The 18,350-nt window shown below is 67.8% G+C and carries 21 protein-coding genes; 13 read left to right on the plus strand and 8 right to left on the minus strand.

Going from position 1 to position 18,350, the window contains the following annotated elements; genetic code table 11:
• Window positions 1-6: 6 nt before the first annotated feature.
• The 7 genes from HPS01S_RS09980 to flhD form a co-directional block, all read right to left on the minus strand.
• Window positions 7-1,164, minus strand: a complete 1,158-nt coding sequence (locus HPS01S_RS09980) for an EscU/YscU/HrcU family type III secretion system export apparatus switch protein (RefSeq protein WP_066154838.1) — start codon at window positions 1,162-1,164, stop codon at window positions 7-9.
• A 110-nt stretch (window positions 1,165-1,274) separates the two neighbouring features.
• On the minus strand, window positions 1,275-1,889 hold the full coding sequence (locus tag HPS01S_RS09985) for a protein phosphatase CheZ (protein WP_066154841.1): 615 nt from the start codon (window positions 1,887-1,889) through the stop codon (window positions 1,275-1,277).
• Between the two features lie 17 nt (window positions 1,890-1,906).
• Window positions 1,907-2,293, minus strand: coding sequence for a chemotaxis response regulator CheY (gene cheY / locus HPS01S_RS09990; RefSeq protein WP_066154845.1), 387 nt, complete (start codon window positions 2,291-2,293; stop codon window positions 1,907-1,909).
• Window positions 2,294-2,324: 31 nt separating this feature from the next.
• On the minus strand, window positions 2,325-3,407 hold the full coding sequence (gene motB, locus HPS01S_RS09995; protein WP_084397241.1) for a flagellar motor protein MotB: 1,083 nt from the start codon (window positions 3,405-3,407) through the stop codon (window positions 2,325-2,327).
• Window positions 3,407-4,267: a flagellar motor stator protein MotA gene (motA, locus tag HPS01S_RS10000; RefSeq protein ID WP_066154848.1), complete on the minus strand. Its 861-nt coding sequence runs from the start codon at window positions 4,265-4,267 to the stop codon at window positions 3,407-3,409. The genes motB and motA overlap by 1 nt, the downstream gene beginning before the upstream one ends.
• A gap of 152 nt (window positions 4,268-4,419) precedes the next feature.
• Window positions 4,420-4,959 (minus strand): flagellar transcriptional regulator FlhC, encoded by a 540-nt coding sequence (gene flhC / locus HPS01S_RS10005; RefSeq protein WP_066154851.1) that lies wholly within the window; start codon window positions 4,957-4,959, stop codon window positions 4,420-4,422.
• Window positions 4,960-4,982: 23 nt separating this feature from the next.
• The gene (flhD, locus tag HPS01S_RS10010; protein ID WP_066154856.1) at window positions 4,983-5,324 is read right to left on the minus strand and encodes a flagellar transcriptional regulator FlhD; all 342 of its coding nucleotides are present in this window, start codon (window positions 5,322-5,324) and stop codon (window positions 4,983-4,985) included.
• A 492-nt stretch (window positions 5,325-5,816) separates the two neighbouring features.
• Between flhD and HPS01S_RS10015 the strand changes: the two genes are divergently transcribed.
• The 4 genes from HPS01S_RS10015 to HPS01S_RS10030 all read left to right on the plus strand — a co-directional run bounded on the left by HPS01S_RS10015 (window position 5,817) and on the right by HPS01S_RS10030 (window position 9,019).
• Entirely contained in the window at window positions 5,817-6,641 is an 825-nt protein-coding gene (locus tag HPS01S_RS10015) for a flagellin N-terminal helical domain-containing protein (RefSeq protein ID WP_066154859.1), read from the plus strand.
• A gap of 151 nt (window positions 6,642-6,792) precedes the next feature.
• A complete protein-coding gene (fliD, locus tag HPS01S_RS10020) occupies window positions 6,793-8,208 on the plus strand; it encodes a flagellar filament capping protein FliD (RefSeq protein ID WP_066154861.1) in 1,416 nt (471 codons plus the stop codon).
• A gap of 80 nt (window positions 8,209-8,288) precedes the next feature.
• Window positions 8,289-8,723, plus strand: a complete 435-nt coding sequence (gene fliS, locus HPS01S_RS10025) for a flagellar export chaperone FliS (RefSeq protein ID WP_066154864.1) — start codon at window positions 8,289-8,291, stop codon at window positions 8,721-8,723.
• Window positions 8,724-8,725: 2 nt separating this feature from the next.
• Window positions 8,726-9,019, plus strand: coding sequence for a flagellar protein FliT (locus HPS01S_RS10030; RefSeq protein WP_066154869.1), 294 nt, complete (start codon window positions 8,726-8,728; stop codon window positions 9,017-9,019).
• Between the two features lie 25 nt (window positions 9,020-9,044).
• Here the strand turns inward: HPS01S_RS10030 and fliE are convergent, their stop codons facing one another.
• A complete protein-coding gene (fliE, locus tag HPS01S_RS10035; RefSeq protein WP_066154872.1) occupies window positions 9,045-9,368 on the minus strand; it encodes a flagellar hook-basal body complex protein FliE in 324 nt (107 codons plus the stop codon).
• Between the two features lie 183 nt (window positions 9,369-9,551).
• On the opposite strand from fliE, the gene fliF reads away from it, so the two are divergent.
• The 9 genes from fliF to fliN all read left to right on the plus strand — a co-directional run bounded on the left by fliF (window position 9,552) and on the right by fliN (window position 18,349).
• The gene (gene fliF, locus HPS01S_RS10040) at window positions 9,552-11,222 is read left to right on the plus strand and encodes a flagellar basal-body MS-ring/collar protein FliF (RefSeq protein ID WP_066155387.1); all 1,671 of its coding nucleotides are present in this window, start codon (window positions 9,552-9,554) and stop codon (window positions 11,220-11,222) included.
• Window positions 11,223-11,243: 21 nt separating this feature from the next.
• Window positions 11,244-12,239: a flagellar motor switch protein FliG gene (fliG, locus tag HPS01S_RS10045; protein WP_066154875.1), complete on the plus strand. Its 996-nt coding sequence runs from the start codon at window positions 11,244-11,246 to the stop codon at window positions 12,237-12,239.
• Window positions 12,223-12,933 (plus strand): FliH/SctL family protein, encoded by a 711-nt coding sequence (locus tag HPS01S_RS10050; RefSeq protein WP_066154878.1) that lies wholly within the window; start codon window positions 12,223-12,225, stop codon window positions 12,931-12,933. The genes fliG and HPS01S_RS10050 overlap by 17 nt, the downstream gene beginning before the upstream one ends.
• A complete protein-coding gene (fliI, locus tag HPS01S_RS10055; protein WP_084397243.1) occupies window positions 12,926-14,395 on the plus strand; it encodes a flagellar protein export ATPase FliI in 1,470 nt (489 codons plus the stop codon). Before HPS01S_RS10050 ends, fliI begins: the two co-directional genes overlap by 8 nt.
• Window positions 14,392-14,862 (plus strand): flagellar export protein FliJ, encoded by a 471-nt coding sequence (gene fliJ / locus HPS01S_RS10060; protein WP_066154881.1) that lies wholly within the window; start codon window positions 14,392-14,394, stop codon window positions 14,860-14,862. Before fliI ends, fliJ begins: the two co-directional genes overlap by 4 nt.
• Window positions 14,859-16,160 carry a flagellar hook-length control protein FliK gene (fliK, locus tag HPS01S_RS10065; protein ID WP_066154883.1) on the plus strand — a complete coding sequence of 434 codons (1,302 nt, stop codon included), beginning with the start codon at window positions 14,859-14,861 and terminating at the stop codon, window positions 16,158-16,160. The genes fliJ and fliK overlap by 4 nt, the downstream gene beginning before the upstream one ends.
• Window positions 16,161-16,317: 157 nt before the next feature.
• The gene (locus tag HPS01S_RS10070; RefSeq protein WP_066154886.1) at window positions 16,318-16,905 is read left to right on the plus strand and encodes a flagellar basal body-associated FliL family protein; all 588 of its coding nucleotides are present in this window, start codon (window positions 16,318-16,320) and stop codon (window positions 16,903-16,905) included.
• 18 nt (window positions 16,906-16,923) lie between these two features.
• Complete coding sequence (gene fliM, locus HPS01S_RS10075; protein ID WP_066154888.1) at window positions 16,924-17,931, plus strand: flagellar motor switch protein FliM; 1,008 nt, start codon at window positions 16,924-16,926, stop codon at window positions 17,929-17,931.
• Window positions 17,921-18,349, plus strand: a complete 429-nt coding sequence (gene fliN / locus HPS01S_RS10080) for a flagellar motor switch protein FliN (RefSeq protein ID WP_066154890.1) — start codon at window positions 17,921-17,923, stop codon at window positions 18,347-18,349. Before fliM ends, fliN begins: the two co-directional genes overlap by 11 nt.
• Window position 18,350 lies beyond the last annotated feature (1 nt).

The following is an 18,350-nucleotide window of genomic DNA, read 5'->3' on the forward strand; positions in this document are numbered from 1 at the left end:
GGGCGTTCATTCAGCGGCTCCCCGGGTCGGCGGTTGCTTCCAGTGCGGATCGAGTTCGGGCGGCACCTGCGGATCGGGCGCGGCGCCGGGCATGGCGCCACGGCCGGCGAGCGCGGCCTTTAGCTGGTAGACGTAGGCCAGCACCTGGGCCACCGCGGTGTAGAGGGCGGAAGGGATTTCCTGGTCGAGTTCGGCGTGGGCGTAGAGCGCGCGCGCCAGCATGGGCGACTGCAGCACCGGCACCTTGTGGTCCTTGGCCACATCGCGGATGCGCAGGGCCAGCAGGTCGGCGCCCTTGGCGATCACGCGCGGCGCGCTCATGGTGGCGTCGTCGTACTGGATCGCCACCGCGTAGTGGGTCGGATTCATCACCACCAGGTCGGCCTTGGGCACGGCGCCGATGCTCATGCGGTGCGCCAGCTCGCGCTGGCGGCGGCGGCGCTGGCCCTTGACGTGCGGGTCGCCTTCGTTCTGCTTGTGTTCCTGCTTGACCTCTTCGCGCGACATGCGCAGCCGCTGGGCGTGCAGGAACTTCTGCATCGGGAAGTCGATGAGCGCGAACAGCGTCACCACCCCCAGCAGGATGCCCACGCCGGTGCGCATCCACTGCGCCAGCTGGCCCAGGCCGCCCTCCAGCGGCTGCAGCAGCAGGCTGGCGAAGCCGGCGATGTGCGAAGAGAGGAACTTCCAGCCCACAAAGCCGACGATGACGGTCATCACCGCCAGCTTGACGGTCTCGAACAGCTGCTGCTTGGAGAACAGGCGCCCCAGCCCGGCGAGGGGGCTGAGCCGGGTCAGGTCCGGGGCCATGGTGTGGGTGGTCAGCGTCCAGCTGCCCGAGGCGAAGGCGGCGAACACGGCCAGCGCCAGGGTGGCCACGCCCAGCGGCAGGAACACCACCAGGCCCAGGCCCAGGCTGTCGTGCAGGCGCTCGATCAGCAGCTGGGGCTGCAGCAGGGCACCGTGGTCAAAGCGCAGCTGCGAGGCCAGTGCCACCTGCAGACGGGAAAAGCCCATCGGCAGCAGCAGCATCAGCAGCACCGCGCCCCCGCCCAGCACCGCGAGGTTGGACAGCTCCTTCGAACGCGGCAGCTGGCCCTCCTCGCGCGCCTTCTTCAGGCGGTGCGCGGTGGCCGGCAGGTTCTTGTCTTGGGAGGAGGACATCGGTCTGACTCAGGAAAACTTGAGTCAGATTGTGGAAGTCGGCCCCCGAAATGAATGCGTGAAAAGGCGGTGAAGCACCGCCCTATTCCCCCAGCGCGAAAACTGAAAACTCAGAATCCGAGGGAAGCGAGAAGATCGTCGACGTCCTTCTGGTCGGCCACCACGTCGGTGCGGCCTTCGGCGTCGACCACCGGCCCTTCCAGGGCGTTCATGTCGTAGGCCTTGTCCTGGCCCGGGGCGCCGGCGGGCGCCGACTGCAGCAGCAGGGCCAGCAGCTGTTCCTCGATGGTGGCGGCCAGCTGCACCACCCGGTTGATCACCTGACCGGTGAGGTCGTGGAAGTCCTGCGCCATCATGATCTCGGTCAGGCGCGCGTCGCTCTTCTCGCTCAGCTCGACCACGTCCCTGGACCAGCTCAGCAGCTCGGGCATGGCCCTGGCCAGACCCGGCACCCCGGCAATGGTGGAGGTCAGCTGGCGCCCGCGTTCGGCAATGGCCTCCTGCTCGGACTTGGCGCCGTCCACGTGGTTGAGCACCTTCTCGGCCGCCTCGCCGGTGAGGCGGGCGATGTAGGAGAGCCGGCTCTGGGCGTCGGGCAGCTGGTCGACCGTGCCCTTGAGCTTGTCGGCGTACCCCAGTTCCTTCAGGGCGTCGTGCAGCTGGCGCGTGATGGAGCCCAGTTGCTGGAACATTTCCGGATTGCCCGGGCTGTTGCTGGTGGACATGGGAACTCCCGCTGGGCTCAGAGGCCGAGTTTCTTGAAGATGTTGGCGAGCTTGTCTTCCAGCGTGGCCTTGGTGAACGGCTTGACGATGTAGCCCGCCGCGCCGCCCTGTGCGGCCATCACGATGTCTTCCTTGCGCGCCTCGGCCGTCACCATCAGGACCGGCAGGTGCTTGAGCGCCTCGTCCTTCTTGATCTCGGCCAGCAGCTGGAAGCCGTTCATGTTGGGCATGTTGATGTCGCTGACGACAAAGTTGAAGGACCCGTTCCTCAGCTTGTTGAGCGCGATCACCCCGTCTTCCGCCTCGTCGGCGTCGGCGTGACCGATCTCCTTGAGCAGGTTGCGCACGATGCGGCGCATGGTGGAGAAGTCGTCAACGATCAGGAATTTCATCGGGGTGGACATGGTGGGGTCTCCTGTCAGGAAACAGTGGCGGTTAGCGGGGCTTGACTGGCCCAGCCTCTTCCCGGGGTTTCGGCACTTCTGCCAGTTTCTGAAGATCGGGCAGCCCCAGCGGCAGTTGGCGCACCGGCGCGACGAGCGGTTCGGCCTGGGGAACGGCCGTTTCTGCACCGGCCGGTGGCGCCGGCACGGCCCCTGCGGCAGGCCCGGCGGGCGCCTCGGTGGCGGGCGGGCGCAGCGCGGTGCCGTCGCCGATGGGCGCCATGCGCTCCTCGGCCTCGCGGGTCATGACCAGGATGCTGATGCGCCGGTTCATCGGTGCGTCGGGCTGGTTGACGTCCAGCAGCCGGCTGGAGGCCAGGCCCTCGACACGGGCGAGCTTGTTGTCGGGCAGGCCGCCGGCCACCAGCTCGCGGCGCGAGGCGTTGGCGCGGTCGGCCGACAGCTCCCAGTTGCTGTAGCCGCGGTCGCCGCTGCCGTAGGGCGTGGCGTCGGTGTGGCCCGAGAGGGCGAGCCGGTTGTCGATGTCGCCGATGGCCCCGCCGATCTCGCGCAGGATCTGGCGCATATAGGGTTTGACCATGGCACTGCCGACGTCGAACATGGGGCGGTTCTGGTCGTCGACGATCTGGATCTGCAGCCCGTCGGCGGTCTTCTCCATGCGGATCTGCGACTTGAACTCGGACAGCGCCGGGTTGTTCTCGACCAGCTCGTTGAGCTTGGTCTGCAGGGCGTCAAGGCGCAGGGCGTCCCGGCGGGCGAGCTCGGCCCGCGCCATCTGCGCGCCCATGAGCTTGGCCGCGCGTTCGGCGTCGCCGGTGTCGACCTGGCCTTGCCGGCGCGAGAGGTCCTGGCCACCGCCGGGCAGCACGGAGTCGCTGTTGCCGGTGCCGCTGCCGCCCAGCAGCGTGACCTTGACCGGGTTGGAGAAATAGTCGGCGATGCCCTTGAGGTCGCCGGAGGAGGTGGACCCCAGCAGCCACATCAGCAGGAAGAAGGCCATCATGGCTGTCACGAAGTCGGCGTAGGCGATCTTCCACGCACCGCCGTGCGCAGCGTGCGCGCCTTTCTTGACGCGCTTGACGATGATGGGCTGAAGCTTCTTGCCGTCGGCCATCACTTCTTCCCTTTGACGTGGTTCTCGAGCTCAGAGAACGAAGGGCGCACATCGGAGAACAGCACCTTGCGGCCGAACTCGATCGCCGTCGAGGGCGCATAGCCCTGCATCGAGGCCAGCAGCGTGGTCTTGACGCAGGCGAATTCCTTGGAGGCCTCTTCGGTCTTCTGCTCCAGCAGGCCGCCCAGCGGTTCGAACACACCGTAGGCCAGCAGGATGCCCAGGAAGGTGCCGACCAGGGCCGAGCCGATCATGCCGCCCAGCACCGCCGGCGGCTGGCCCACCGAACCCATGGTGTTCACCACACCCAGCACCGCGGCCACGATGCCGAAGGCCGGCAGCGCACCGGCCAGGCGGGCGATGGCCGCCACCGGGGCGTGCGCCTCCTGGTGGTGGGTCTCGATCTCGGCGTCCATCAGCGACTCGATCTCGTGGGCATTGAGGTTGCCCGAGACCATCATGCGCAGGTAGTCGGTGATGAACTCGACCAGGTGGTGGTCGGCCGAGATCACCGGGTACTTCTTGAACAGCGGCGACTGCTCGGGGTTGTCCACGTCCTGCTCGATGGCCATCAGGCCTTCCTTGCGCGCCTTCTGCAGGATGTCGAACTGCAGCGCCAGCAGCTCCATGTAGCGCGCCTTGGTGAAACGGCTGCCCTTGAAGCACTGGCCGAAGCCCTTGAACGTGGCCTTGACCACCTTCATCTGGTTGTTGATGAGGAAGGCGCCGGTGGCGGCGCCGAAGATGGTGATCAGCTCGAACGGCAGCGCCGTGAGCACGACGCCGATGTTGCCCCCGTGCATGATGAACACGCCGAAGATGCAGACCATCGAGATCACGAAGCCGATGATGACGAACATGGACCGAACCCTGAGTTGAAGCGGAACCTGGAGCAGACGGCCCCAACGACTGTCTTTCCTATCGGTCCAACTCTAGGGGCGATTGAGGTCCGCCAGAAACGCAAAAAGGACCCGCAGACGGGTCCTTTTCAGGGTTTGAACGGAGAGCCCGTTCAGTGCAGGCGCAAGCCGCCCGAGGCGCTGCCCTTGCCGGCGCGGGCCGGCGGCTCGCACAGCCCGCAGACAAAGCTCTTGGCGTTCTCGTAGGGCTCGGTCACGAAGTGGCCGCCGCAGCAGGAGCACTTGGTCAGGGTCAGCATGCCGCTGTCGACGAACTTCACCAGACGCCAGGCGCGGGTGACGGACAGCAGGGGCTCGATGGCGCTGGCCTGCATCTGCTCGCTGTAGAGGCGGAAGGCCTTGATCACGGTGTCGATCTCTTCCAGCTCGCTGGTCTTGGAGAGGTACTCGTGGATGTTCAGGAACAGCGAAGCGTGGATGTTGGGCTGCCAGGTCAGGAACCAGTCGGTCGAGAAGGGCAGCTGGCCCTTGGACGGGCTCTTGCCGGCCACTTCCTTGTACAGGCGCAGCAGGCGCTCGTACGACAGGCTGGTTTCGTACTCCAGCACCTGCAGGCGGGCACCGAGCTGGATCAGGGCCACGGCACGGGCGATGTCGCGCGACTCGTTGAGGATGCTTTTTGCGGTGGCCATGGTGCGTGCTCCGTCCGGTGGGATCAGTGGGCCGACGTGGCCATCGACTCGGCGAACTTGCCGGCCATCAGGATCGAGGCGTGCAGCTGGGTCGTGGTGGCGTTGTCGACCTTCTTCACGTTGTGGCTGGTCAGCAGGTTCCACACCAGGTCGTCGTCCACGCGGAAGCGGCACAGCAGCATGTTGGTGGAGGCGATCTTGAGCAGCTGGGCGGTCGAGAGCATGCCCAGCAGGTCGGCGGCCTCTTCGGTCAGACCCAGGCGGAACAGCGCTTCGGCGCGGTCCTTGCGGATCAGGTTCTGGGCCAGCATCAGGTAGGTCAGATTGGCTTCGCGGATTTCGGCCAAGAGTTGTTCGCTGTCCATGTGTTTCTCCTAGAGATCGGTCGGCGGTGCTGGCGGGCTGCTACATCTGCTGACTTGATGTGAGTAATTGTGTCTGCCGGTAAAAAAACTTGAATCAGGAAACGGCTGTTCGCACTGTCGGCGCACACCCGACACCGTGTCGGATTTTTTCCTACAACCCAAGTACTCATTTTGGTGTCGGGCGAGCACCCGCCTGCGCACACCCCTGCGGCCGGGGCAGCGGCACTAAGGCCGGAACAGGGACGTGCATCCCTTGCTTATTTCACCGATCCGGTATAGGGCAGGGCTAAAGAATATGTCAGGGCCACCGAAAAGCATCTCAACGAACTTCTAAAAGGTTCGTCGTCCGGCAAGCAACGCGGCGAGACGGTCAGCGGCCCGAGGGCCAACCGGCTGGCAGCGACGAGCACCGGTCATGGCGGCCCGTCGAAAGGCGGGCGTTGAGATTGGCAGCGATGCCGGATTACCTTAGTCCAACTTTAGGAGTTAACGATGAGCACCATCAACACCAACGTGCAGTCCCTGAACGCACAACGCAACCTGGCCCAGTCCACCGGTTCGCTGTCCACCTCGATGCAGCGCCTGTCTTCCGGCCTGCGTGTGAACACCGCCAAGGACGATGCCGCTGGTCTGGCCATTGCCGAGCGCATGAACGCGCAGGTCAAGGGCATGAACGTGGCGATCCGCAACGCCAACGACGGCATCTCCCTGGCGCAGACCGCTGAAGGCGCGCTGGGCAAGATCGGCGACGCGCTGCAGCGCATGCGCGAACTGGCCGTGCAGTCGGCCAACGGTTCGAACTCCGACGACGACCGCGCCAACCTCGACGAGGAATACCAGGAACTGGCCGCGGAAGTGACCCGAGTGCTCACAGGCACCAAGTTCAACGGCACCAACCTGCTGAACACCTCGGCCTCCCTGACCTTCCAGGTCGGCGCCGACAACGTGACCACCGACCAGATCGACATCGACACGACCGACCTGACCGCCGGTTCGGGCGTGACGGCCGTCGTGGGCGGCGCCATCGCCACCAGCTCCGGCGCGCTGGCCGCCATGGACGACCTGGACAACGCCATCGACGAAATCACGACCGCCCGCGCCACCTTCGGTGCCAAGCAGAACCGCTTCGACTCGGTGATCGCCAGCCTGCAGATCTCGTCCGAGAACCTCGCGGCCTCCCGCGGCCGCATCATGGACGCGAACTTCGCGGTGGAAACCTCGAACCTCTCGCGTGGCCAGATCCTGCAACAGGCCGGCACCGCCATGGTCGCCCAGGCCAACCAGCTGCCCCAGGGCGTGCTGTCCCTGCTGCGCTGATTCACGACACCGTTTCGCCACACCTGCGGGTGTGGCGACCGGCGACGGCGGCACCCCGGTGCCCCCGTCGCGTCGTCTTTCGGGGCATGCACCGATCGCATGCAGACCGCGTGCGATGGGTACATCCCGTCGGGGATGACAAGGAGCGTCCATGGCCACCATCTCGTCACCAGGCATCGGCAGCGGCCTGGACATCCAGAGCATCGTCTCGCAACTCGTCGCCCTGGAGAAGGCGCCCCTGACCCAGCTCAAGACGCAGGCCACGTCCCTGCAGACCAAGCTCTCGACCATGGGCACCATCAAGTCCCAGGTGTCGGCGCTGGGCGATGCCGCGGCCAAGCTGTCCAAGGCCTCGGGCTGGGACCCGGTCAAGGCCACCTCGTCCAACCCGTCGGCCATCGGCGTGACGGTCAAGGCCGGCGCGCCCGCCACCTCGATCACCATGGAGGTGCAGAACCTGGCCAAGGCCCAGTCCACCGCTTCGGCCGCCGTGACCGCGGGCACCGCCATGGGCACCGGCAGCATGACCATCGAACTCGGCCAGTGGAGCGGCAGCAGCTTCACCGCCGGCAGCGGCACACCGGTCACCATCGACATCGACGCCGGCCAGGACTCGCTGTCCAGCATCGCGTCCAAGATCAACGACTCCAACGCCGGCGTGAGCGCCACCGTGCTGCGCGATGCCTCGGGCGAACGCCTGCTGGTGCGCTCCAAGGCCACCGGTGAGGAGAACGCCTTCCGCATCACGGTCGCCGACGACGACGGCGACGACACGGACGCCGCCGGCCTCTCGCGCCTGGCCTTCAGCGTCGGCAATGCCAACGGCATGTCGCGCTCGCAGAACGCCGAGAACGCGCAGGCCACGATCAACGGCGTGCCCGTCACCTCGGCCAGCAACACGCTCAGCGGCACCCTCACCGGGATGACGATCCAGCTCAGCCAGGAGACCACCGCGCCGGTGACCATCGATGTCACCAACGACACCGAGGCCATCCGCAGCAACGTCAAGGCCTTCGTCGATGCGTACAACACGCTCAACTCCACGCTGACCAGCGCCCTGCGCTACGACGAGGCCACCAAGACCGCCGGCCCGCTGCAGGGCGACGCCACCACGGTGGGGCTGCAGAACGCCCTGCGCGGCATGATGCGATCGGTGTCTGCGAGCACGCCCTACAGCCGACTCTCGGACGTCGGCATCGAGCTCAAATCCGGCGGCAAGCTGGAGATCAACGCGACCAAGATGGACGCCGCGCTGGACAACCTGGACGACCTCAAGGCCCTGTTCACGTCCACCAGCAGCGACCCCACGGCGACCGGCTTCGGCTGGAAGATCAAGAACTTCGCAGAGGGCCTGATCGACGCCGACGGCACGGTCTCCAACAAGACCGATGCCCTGAAGGCCTCGATCAAGCGCAACTCGCTGGACCAGGACCGCGTCAACGACAAGGCTGCGCGCACCGAGAAGCGCCTGCTGGCCCAGTACAACGCCATGGACGCCGCCGTGGGCTCGCTCAACGGCCTGAGCGCCTTCGTCAGCCAGCAGATCATTTTGTGGAACAAGAGCTGACGCAAATGAACACTTCCGTGACTACAGTCCCGGTTGCCGATGCCGATAAAAAAAGGCATCAGCAACAAGGAACCGACACCATGTTCACTTCTGCCACCCACCGCGCCGCCTCTGCCTACAAACGCGTTGCCGTCGAAACCAGCGTACAGGGCGCCGACCCCCACACCCTGGTGGGTCTGCTGTTCGACGCGCTGCTGCAGTCGATCGCCGAAGCCCGCGGCGCCATGGTGCGCGGCGACGCCGCCGTCAAGGGGGCCGCGCTCGGCAAGGCGGTGCGCATTCTGGAAGAGGGCCTCAAGGCGGGCCTGAACCTGCGCGAAGGGGGCGAGATCGCCGCCAACCTGCGCGATCTCTACGGCTACAGCACGCTGCGGCTGACCCAGGCCAACCTGCGCAACGACCCCGCGGCGCTGGAAGAAGTGAGCAAGCTCATCGAGCCCGTGGCGCAGTCGTGGAAACTCATCGGGGGCCCCGGCCCCGCCTACCTGCAGCCCGTTGCGGGCCGTGGAGCCTGATCATGGAGCACAGCTTGCTGGACTACTACAAAGCCATCGAATCCGCCAGCCAGCGCATGCTGGAGGCCGCCCGGGTGGAAGACTGGGACCAGATCGTGCATCTGGAGGGCACCTGCGCGGTGCTGATCGCCCAGCTGCGCCACAAGTCGCGCAACCTGCGGCTGGCACCGGACGAGCGCAAGGAAAAGGCCCGGATCATGCAGCGCATCCTGCGCGCCGACGCCGAGATCCGCTGCCTGGCCGAACCCTGGCTGGGCGACCTCGAACAGCTGATGGATGCAAAACAGGTGCACTGAACAAAGCCCGCCACGCGGGCTTTGTTCAAACCGACATATTCATGATGTCGGTGTAGGCCTGGACCATGCGGTTTCTGACGTGCATGGTGGCCTGAAAGCCGATCTGGGCCTTCTGCATCGCGAGCATGGTCTCTTCCAGGCTCACGTTGGGGTTGCCCTTCTGCACTTCGTTCTGCAGCTGGGAGGCCTCGTTCTGGGCCTTGCTCACCGATTGAAGGGCGGTCTTGAAGTTGTCGGCAAAGCCGCTGCCGACACCGCCCACGCCGGCCGGCGCGCCGCCGCGCGCAGCCGCAGGGCGGCCGATGCCGTTGACGGCCTGGCTGTTCAGGGCATTGATTCGCAGGTCCATGGCGGTGTCCTTTCACTCTGACGGGTGCAGGACTGGATGCTAGTGAGCGGGCCCCTTCCGCGCGCCGGGAATAGGGGGTCAAAGGCGGCCTTTTTCATGGCTATGCCGGGGTGAGCGGGACCGGATACTCGGTCGCAACAGGGGAGATTCCCCCATTTGCCGACCCACTTCGAAGCCCCCGCCATGAGCACTGCCGTCGCCGAAATGGACCTTGCGCCAGAGAACCGCAACGCGCTGAGCGCCGGACTCTCACGTCTGGACCGCGCGCAGAAGATCAAGATGGGCCTGGGCGCCTTCGGCCTGCTGGCGATCGCCCTCGCCCTGTTCTTCATGGGCCGCCAGCCCGACTGGAAGGTGCTCTACAACAACCTGGGCGACAAGGACGGCGGAGCCATCATCGCGCAGCTGACGACGATGAACGTGCCCTACAAGTACACCGAGGGTGGCGGCGCCATCATGGTGCCGGCCGACAAGGTGCACGACACCCGCCTGCGCCTGGCCTCGCAGGGCCTGCCCAAGGGCACGGTCAGCGGTTTCGAGCTGATGGAGGCCAACCGCTTCGGCATGACGCAGTTCCAGGAGCGCCTGACCTTCCAGCGCGGTCTGGAAGGTGAACTCACCCGCTCGATCCAGTCGCTTTCCTCGGTGCAGGCCGCGCGCGTGCACCTGGCCCTGCCGAACCAGAACGGCTTTTTCCGCGAGCAGCAGAAGCCCAGCGCCTCGGTGCTGCTGACCCTGCACCCCGGCCGCACCCTGGACAAGGCGCAGATCGCCGGCATCGTGCACCTGGTCGCCTCCAGCGTGCCCGAGATGAACCCCAAGGCCGTCAGCGTCGTGGACGACGCCGGGACCCTGCTCTCGGCCACGCCCGACGGCATGGCCCAGGGCGCCGACACCCAGAAGCTGCAGTACACCCAGCAGGTTGAACAGCTCTACACCCGCCGCATCCTGGACATGATCGAGCCCCTGGTGGGCGCCGGCAACGTCAGGGCCCAGGTCAGCGCCGACATCGACTTCTCGCTGGCCGAGTCCACCTCCGAGCAGCACCGGCCCAACCAGGGCGGCGAGCCCGGCGCGGTGCGCAGCCAGCAGATCGTCGAGGACGGCACCCCCGCCCAGGCCCAGCCCGCGGGCGTGCCCGGCGCCACCACCAACCAGCCGCCGGCCACCGGCACCGCCCCCATCAACGGCGCCGCCGCGCCGCTGGGTGTGGCCAGCAACGCCGACAAGGCCGGCACACAGCGCCGCGAATCGGTCATCAACTACGAGATCGACAAGACCGTGCGCACCGTGCGCGAGGCCAGCGGCACCGTCAAGCGCCTGACCGCCGCCGTGGTGGTGAACCACCGCAGCGTCACCGACAAGACGGGCAAGCTCATCACCACCGCCATCCCGCCCGAGCAGCTGGAGCAGATGACCGCCCTGGTGCGCGAGACCATCGGCTTCAAGCAGGAACGGGGCGACTCGGTCAACGTGGTCAACGCCGTGTTCAACGTTCCCCAGCCGGTCGAGGACGTGGCGGTGGCCTGGTGGAAGCAGCCCGAGAACATGGAACTGGCCCGCAGCCTGGCCTGGCCCGTTGGCGCCCTGGGCGTGGCGCTGCTGATCCTCATGGGCATGGTGCGCCCGGGCATGAAGATGATGCGCGCCCCGGCGGCACCACGCATCGAGGACAAGGCCAAGGCCAAGGCGCCCCAGCTCGACGCGGTGCTCGACGAGACACCCGAGCGCCCGGGCCTGCCCATGCCGGTCGAGAACCAGCGCCTGGTCGACGCGAAGCGGCTGGCGCTGGAGAACCCGATGGCGGTGGCGAACATCGTCAAGAGCTGGGTCAACGGCGAAGCGCCGGCGTAAGCACGGCAAGGAAAGACGAACATGGAAGAACAGGGAATCCAGGACGCCGCGATCTTCCTCATGACACTGGGCGAGGAAGAAGCCGCGGAGGTGTTCAAGCACCTGAGCCCCAAGGAAGTGCAGAAGCTGGGCGAGGCCATCGCCAAGACCCGCGCCGTGTCCCACGAGCGGGTCGACCAGGTGATGCAGAAGTTCACCTCCGTGGCCTCCTCGCAGAGCCTGCTGGTGTCCGACACCGACAACTACGTGCGCGCGGTGCTGCGGCGTGCCCTGGGCGATGACAAGGCCTCGCTGCTGATCGACCGCATCCTGCAGGGCGGCGATGTCTCCGGCATCGAGAGCCTGAAGTGGATGGACCCGCTGTCCATCGCCGAGCTGCTGCGCAACGAGCACCCGCAGATCGTCGCGGCCATCCTGGTGCACCTCGAAGCGGACCAGACCGCCGACGTGCTGAAGAACTTCACCGAGCGCACCCGCAACGAGGTGATGCTGCGCATCGCCACGCTCGAAGGCATCCAGCCCACCGCGCTCAAGGACCTCAACGAGGTGCTCTACAAGGTGCTGGCCGGCGGCGACAAGATCCGCAAGACCTCGATGGGCGGCATCAAGACCGCGGCCGAGATCATCAACATGATGGGCAACCAGATCGAGACCTCGGTCATCGAGGCGATCCGCAACTTCGACGCCGACCTGGCGCAGAAGATCATGGACAAGATGTTCACCTTCGAGGACCTGATCAGGCTCGACGGCAAGTCGATCCAGCTGGTGCTCAAGGAGGTGGCCTCGGAGTCGCTGGTGATCGCGCTCAAGGGCGCGTCCTCGGAACTGCGCGAACTGGTCTTCGCCAACATGTCCTCGCGCGCCGCCGAGGGCCTGCGAGACGACCTCGAATCGCGCGGACCGGTCCGGCTGTCCGAGGTGGAGAACCAGCAGAAAGACATCCTGAAGATAGTCCGGCGCCTGTCCGAAGAGGGCCAGATCGCGATCGGAGGAGGCGACGATGAAGGCTTCGTCTAAGCCCAGCACGCACACCCGCTTCATCCCGCGGGAAGAAATCGACGGCGTGTCGGCCTGGCACTTCTCGTCGATGGACGGCAGCGACACGCTCCCGGTCGCGGCGGCGGTGGAGGCCGAGCCCGAACCCGACAAGGCCCTGGAGGAAGCGCTGCAAGAGGCCCGCCAGCAGGCCTACGCCGACGGCTTCGCCCACGGGCACGACACCGGCAGCAAGGAGGTTCGCGACGCGCTCGAAGCCGCCATGCGCCGCACCATCGAGGAAACCGGGGTGCGCATGGGCCAGATGCTGCACGGCATGGCCGAACAGCTGATCGCGGCCGAGCAGAAGATCGGCCGCCAGATCCTGGACCTGGCCTGCGACATCGCGCGCCAGGTGGTGCGGCAGGAGCTGCAGAGCAACACCGTCCACCTGCGCGCCGTGATCGGCGAGGCGCTGGAGCAGATCGTCGAGGACGGCCTGCCCGCCACCGTGCGCATGCACCCCGACGACCTCGCACTGATGCGCGGTGCGCTGATGGAGACCCTGGGCGAGAACGCCCCCGACTTCGTGGCGGACGTCACCATCACCCCGGGCGGCTGCCTGCTGCAGACCCCGGGCGCCACAGTCGACGCCACCATCGAAAAGCGCTGGACACGGGCCCTGGGCAACCTGGGCATGGACGCACCCTGGAACCCGGAGGCGGGCGATGTCTGAACCCGACGGCCGCTGGGCCCAGTACATGGACGACCTGCGCACCGGCGCCAACGTGCACACGCCGCTGGAGACGCGCGGCACGCTCACCCGCCTGGCCGGCCTGGTGCTCGAAGCCGTGGGCCTGCGCGTGCCGGTCGGTTCGCAGTGCCTGATCGCCAACGGCAAGCGCGAGCCGGTGCTGGCCGAGGTGGTGGGCTTTGCCGGCAACCGCGCCTTCCTGATGCCCGCGGGCGACACCCGCGGCCTGGCCAGCGGCGCCAGCGTGACGCCGCTGGCGCCCTACCGCCCGGTGCCGCGCATGGGCCAGGTCAACAAGCCGCCATCGGCCGGCGACCGCGGTCTGCTGCGCCTGCCGCTGGGCCGGGGTCTGCTGGGCCGCGTGGTCGACTCGCACGGCCACCCCATGGACCACATGGGGCCGATCACCGAAGTCGACATCGAGCCCATGAACCAGGCGCCGCTGAACGCGATGGACCGCGACCCGGTGCGCGAACCGCTGGACACCGGCGTGCGCGCCATCAACGCCCTGCTCACGGTCGGCCGCGGCCAGCGCCTGGGCCTGTTCGCCGGCTCCGGCGTCGGCAAGTCGGTGCTGCTGGGCATGATGGCCCGCTACACCAAGGCCGACGTGATCGTGGTCGGCCTGATCGGCGAACGCGGCCGCGAAGTCAAGGAGTTCATCGAGGACATCCTGGGCGAGGACGGCCGCAAGCGCTCCGTCGTGGTGGCCGCGCCGGCCGACGCGCCGCCGCTGGTGCGCATGCAGGGAGCCGCCTACGCCACCGCCATTGCCGAACGCTTCCGCGACGATGGCCTGCACGTGCTGCTGCTGATGGACTCGCTCACGCGCTACGCCATGGCGCAGCGCGAGATCGCCCTGGCCATCGGCGAGCCGCCGGCCACCAAGGGCTACCCGCCGTCGTGTTTTGCCAAGCTGCCGCAGCTGGTGGAGCGCAGCGGCAACGGCCTCAACGGCCGCGGCTCGATCACCGCCTTCTACACCGTGCTCTCCGAAGGCGACGACCAGCAGGACCCGATCGCCGACGCGGCGCGTGCCATCCTGGACGGTCACATCGTGCTCTCGCGCGCGCTGGCCGAATCGGGCCACTACCCCGCCATCGACGTCGAGGCCTCGGCCTCGCGCGTGATGCACAACGTGGCCACGCCGCAGCACCTGGAGCTGGCGCGCAAGTTCCGCAACTACTACTCGCGCTACATGAAGAGCCGCGACCTGATCCAGCTGGGCGCCTACGCCGCCGGCAGCGACCCGGAGACCGACCGCGCGATCGTGCTCTACCCCGGCCTGCAGCGTTTCCTGATGCAGGACATGCGCGAGGCCGCGACCATGGAACACAGCCTGCAGCAGCTGGCCGTGGCGCTGCAGGAAGACAAGCCCGCACGCGACGGCCGCGGTGCGCGCGGGCACGCCAACCACAACCTGTATGAAGGAACCCACGCATGAGCAACCTGCAGACCCTGCACAAGGTGGTGGACCTGGCCACCCGGCGCCGCGACGACGCGCTCACCGCGCTCGGCCAGGCCCAGCGTGAACTGCAGGCGGCGCAGGCCCAGATGAACCAGCTGCGCAACTACGCCGACGAGGCGCTGCAGCGCTGGGCGCAGCGCAGCACCACGGGCGGCGTGGACGCCAACCTGCTGCACCACCACCGCCTGTTCATGGAGAAGATCACCCACGCCATCGAATTCCAGCAGGCGGTGCAGCGCGGCCGAGAAGAGGTGGTCGAACGCGCCCAGGCCCAGGTCTACGCCGCCGAGCGCGACGTCGCCGGCCTGCGCAAGTACGCCGAGCGCAAGCAGCAGGCGATCGAACACCGCGCCATGCGCCAGGAACAGAAAGCCACCGACGAGATGGCGCTGACCATCCACCTGCGCCAGGCCCTGTCGGCCGCCCACGGAGCCCGTTCATGAGCAGCACCGCCCCCTCTGCCTCGCACCACTCGTCCAACAGCCCGACCCAGGCGGCACAGGCCGCCGGTCGCCACGGCGCCCAGGGCACCCGCAAACCCGGCGGCCAGGAAACCGGCGCCGACCCGTTCGCCAACCTGCTGTTGCTGCTGAGCGCCAGCGACCCGCTGCCCGCAGACGGAGGCGTGGCCGGCGAGCTGGTGCAGGACACGGCCGAGACCCCTGCGGAGGAGTCCGGCGAAGCCCAGCTGGAAGCCATGATGGCCTGGGCCACCCTGCCCTCCGCTGGCGCACCCGCCGCCCCCGGCGCCCGCGGTCTGGCAGGCACCACCCCGGACGCCGGAGCCCCCGCGCAGGCAGCGACAGCCGACGGCGCGCCCGCAGACACGCTGCAGGGCATGCAGGTGCTGGACCAGCCCGAGGCGCTGGACGAACAGACCCAGGCCCAGCTCTCGGCGGCCAACGCCGGCCCACCGGCCGCGGGCAACAGCGCCCCGGCGTCGAACGCCCGGCCCGGCGCCTGGCGCAGCACCGCCCAGATGGCGGGCACCAGCGCGCTCCAGCAGTGGCACCACACCCAGGCCCAGGCGGCCCCCGCCGCCGAGCGCGCCGCGGTGCGGATCGATGTCGGGCCGGCGCTGCCGCTGCACAGCACGGTCGCGCTCGACCAGCGCTTTGCGCAGGCCGTCAGCGATGACGCCTCGCTCGACACCCCGCTGGCGGCCGCAAGCCTGCAGGGCGCGGTGCCCATGGCCGGCGGCGCCGACCACACCGGCCAGCCCGGCACCGGCGGCGAGGCGGGCACCGAGGGCGGCGACCGCTCCGACACCCGCGACGAGCTGCGCAGCGACGCACGCGACGAGACCTACGACGAGGCGCTGGCGCAGGCCGATGCCGAGGCCGAAGAGCGGCTCGACAGCTTCGCCTCGCCGCACCTGCGCCAGGCCAGCCTGCGCATCGGCGAGGACGGCGAGAACGCCATCGACGTGCGGCTCTCGCTCACCGGCCAGGAACTGGATCTGAGCTTCCGCACCGACAGCGCCGAGGCGCGCGCCGAGCTGCGCCAGAGCGCCGAGGGCACGCTGGCCGACCTGCTGCAGCGCGGTGGCATCCAGCTGGGCGACGTGAGCGTCAGCGACCAGCGCGGCCAGCAGGGGCAGGACGGCCCGGCCACGCCGCCCGCCCGCCCAGGCGCGCCTTCGGCCCGTGCCGACACCGCGGCGGCACCGGCCGGCAGCGCCGTGCCGGCCACGCCACGGCCCCGCAGCGACGGCAGCCGCCCGCTCGACCTGTTCGTCTGAGAACGCCAACCGGACCGCGCGGAGCCGGCGAATAGCGGGGTTTTCCGGCGCTATTCAGGGCTACGCCCGGGGGGGGTGGCTCCAATAATTCCTCCACAGCCCGCCGGTCTTTTCGGCGGGCACCGCCCCCCACGGGGCGCTCTTCCGGAGGATGTCCATGTCTGCTGTCGCTGCCGCCGCCCCCGCCAATGGCGAGGCCCCAGCCAAACCCAAGAGCAGGAAGCTGCTGTTCATCATCATCGGCGTGGTGGTGCTGGCGCTGATCGGCGCGGGCACGGCGCTCTTCCTGCTGAAGAAGGCGCAGAGCGAAGACGAGGAAGACGGCACCGAACTCACGGCCGAGGAAGAGCACGCCGCACCGCTGCGCGACCCCAAGACCCCGCCGACCTTCCTGCCGCTGGACAGCATGGTGGTCAACCTGGCCGACCCGGGCGGCAACCGCTTCGCCCAGCTGGGCATCACGCTGCAGCTGGCCGACGCCAAGACCGGCGAGGAGATGAAGACCTACATGCCCAGCATCCGCAACGGCATCCTGATCCTGGTCTCGCAGCGCACCGCCGAACAGATGCTGCGGACCGACGGCAAGCAGGCCCTGATCCAGGACATCATGGCCGAGATCTCCAACGTCATGGGCTACGACTACGAGCGCCCGGGCGCCGAACCCGCCGCCCAGGGCAAGAAGAAGAAAAAGGCCGCTCCCAGCCCGCTTGAGGGCGTGCTTTTCTCCAGTTTCATCGTGCAGTGACCCGGGGGACCTGACGCCATGGCCGATTCGTTTCTTTCCCAGGAAGAAGTCGATGCCCTTCTGGAAGGGGTCACCGGCGAGAGCCAGAAGCTCGAGAAAGAGGACACGCCCACCGATGGTGTCCGCACCTACAACCTCTCCAGCCAGGAGCGCATCGTCCGTGGGCGCATGCCCACGATGGAGATCGTCAACGAACGCTTCTCGCGCAACCTGCGCCTGGGGCTGTTCAACTTCATCCGGCGCAGCCCGGAGATCTCGGTCGGCGGTGTGCAGGTGCAGAAGTACAGCGCCTTCCTGCGCGAGCTGGCGGTGCCCACCAACTTCAACATCATGGCCGTGCGTCCGCTGCGCGGCAACGGCCTGGTGGTGTGCGAACCCAACCTGCTGTTCGGCGTGATCGACAGCCTCTACGGCGGCAATGGCAAGTTCCACACCCGCATCGAGGGGCGCGACTTCTCGCCCACCGAGCAGCGCGTCATCGACCGCCTGGTCGAGGTGGTGGCCGAGGAATACAAGAAGGCCTGGCGCGGTGTGTACCCGATCGAGCTGGCCTACCAGCGCTCGGAGATGCAGCCCCAGTTCGCCACCATCGCCACCCCCAGCGAGATCGTGGTGTCCACCAGCTTCACGCTGGAGATCGGCGACATCACCGGCTCGCTGCACATCTGCATTCCCTACGCCACGCTCGAACCCATCCGCGACGTGCTGTATTCCAGCGTGCAGGGCGACGCCATCGAGGTCGACCGCCGCTGGGTCAAGCTGCTGGGCCAGGAGATCCAGGCCGCCGAGGTCACGATGGTGGCCGAGCTGGCCCAGACCGACGCCACCGTCGAGCAGCTGCTGGCGATGCAGGTCGGTGACTTCATCGAGCTGGACCGCAACCCGGCCATCAAGGCCCACGTCGACGGTGTGCCGCTGTTCGAGTGCCAGTACGGCACGCACAAAGGCAAGTACGCGCTGCGCATCGACCGCAAGCTGAGCAGCAGCACCGACAAGACCTGGCAAGGAGATCCCTATGTCCACTGAGAGCCCCGACACCATGAACGATTCCGTCGCCGACGACTGGGCCCAGGCCCTCGAAGAACAGGCCGTGGCCAGCGCCGGCGGCGGCGCCCACGACGGCGCACCCGCCTTCGACGACCACCCCTCGACGCCTGCCACCAACGCGGGCAACGTCATGCAGGACATCCAGATGGTGCTGGACATCCCGGTGCAGCTGACGGTGGAGCTGGGCCGGGTGAAGGTGCCGATCAAGTACATCCTGCAGCTGGCCCAGGGCTCCATCGTCGAGCTCGACGCGCTGGCCGGCGAGCCCATGGACGTGCTGGTCAACGGCTACCTCATCGCCCAGGGCGAGGTGGTGGTGGTGAACGACAAGTTCGGCATCCGCCTGACCGACATCGTCACGCCGTCCGAGCGCATGCGCCGCCTCTCCAAAGGCTGAA

The sequence above is a fragment of the Hydrogenophaga pseudoflava NBRC 102511 genome, assembly GCF_001592285.1.
GTDB lineage: Bacteria > Pseudomonadota > Gammaproteobacteria > Burkholderiales > Burkholderiaceae_C > Hydrogenophaga > Hydrogenophaga pseudoflava.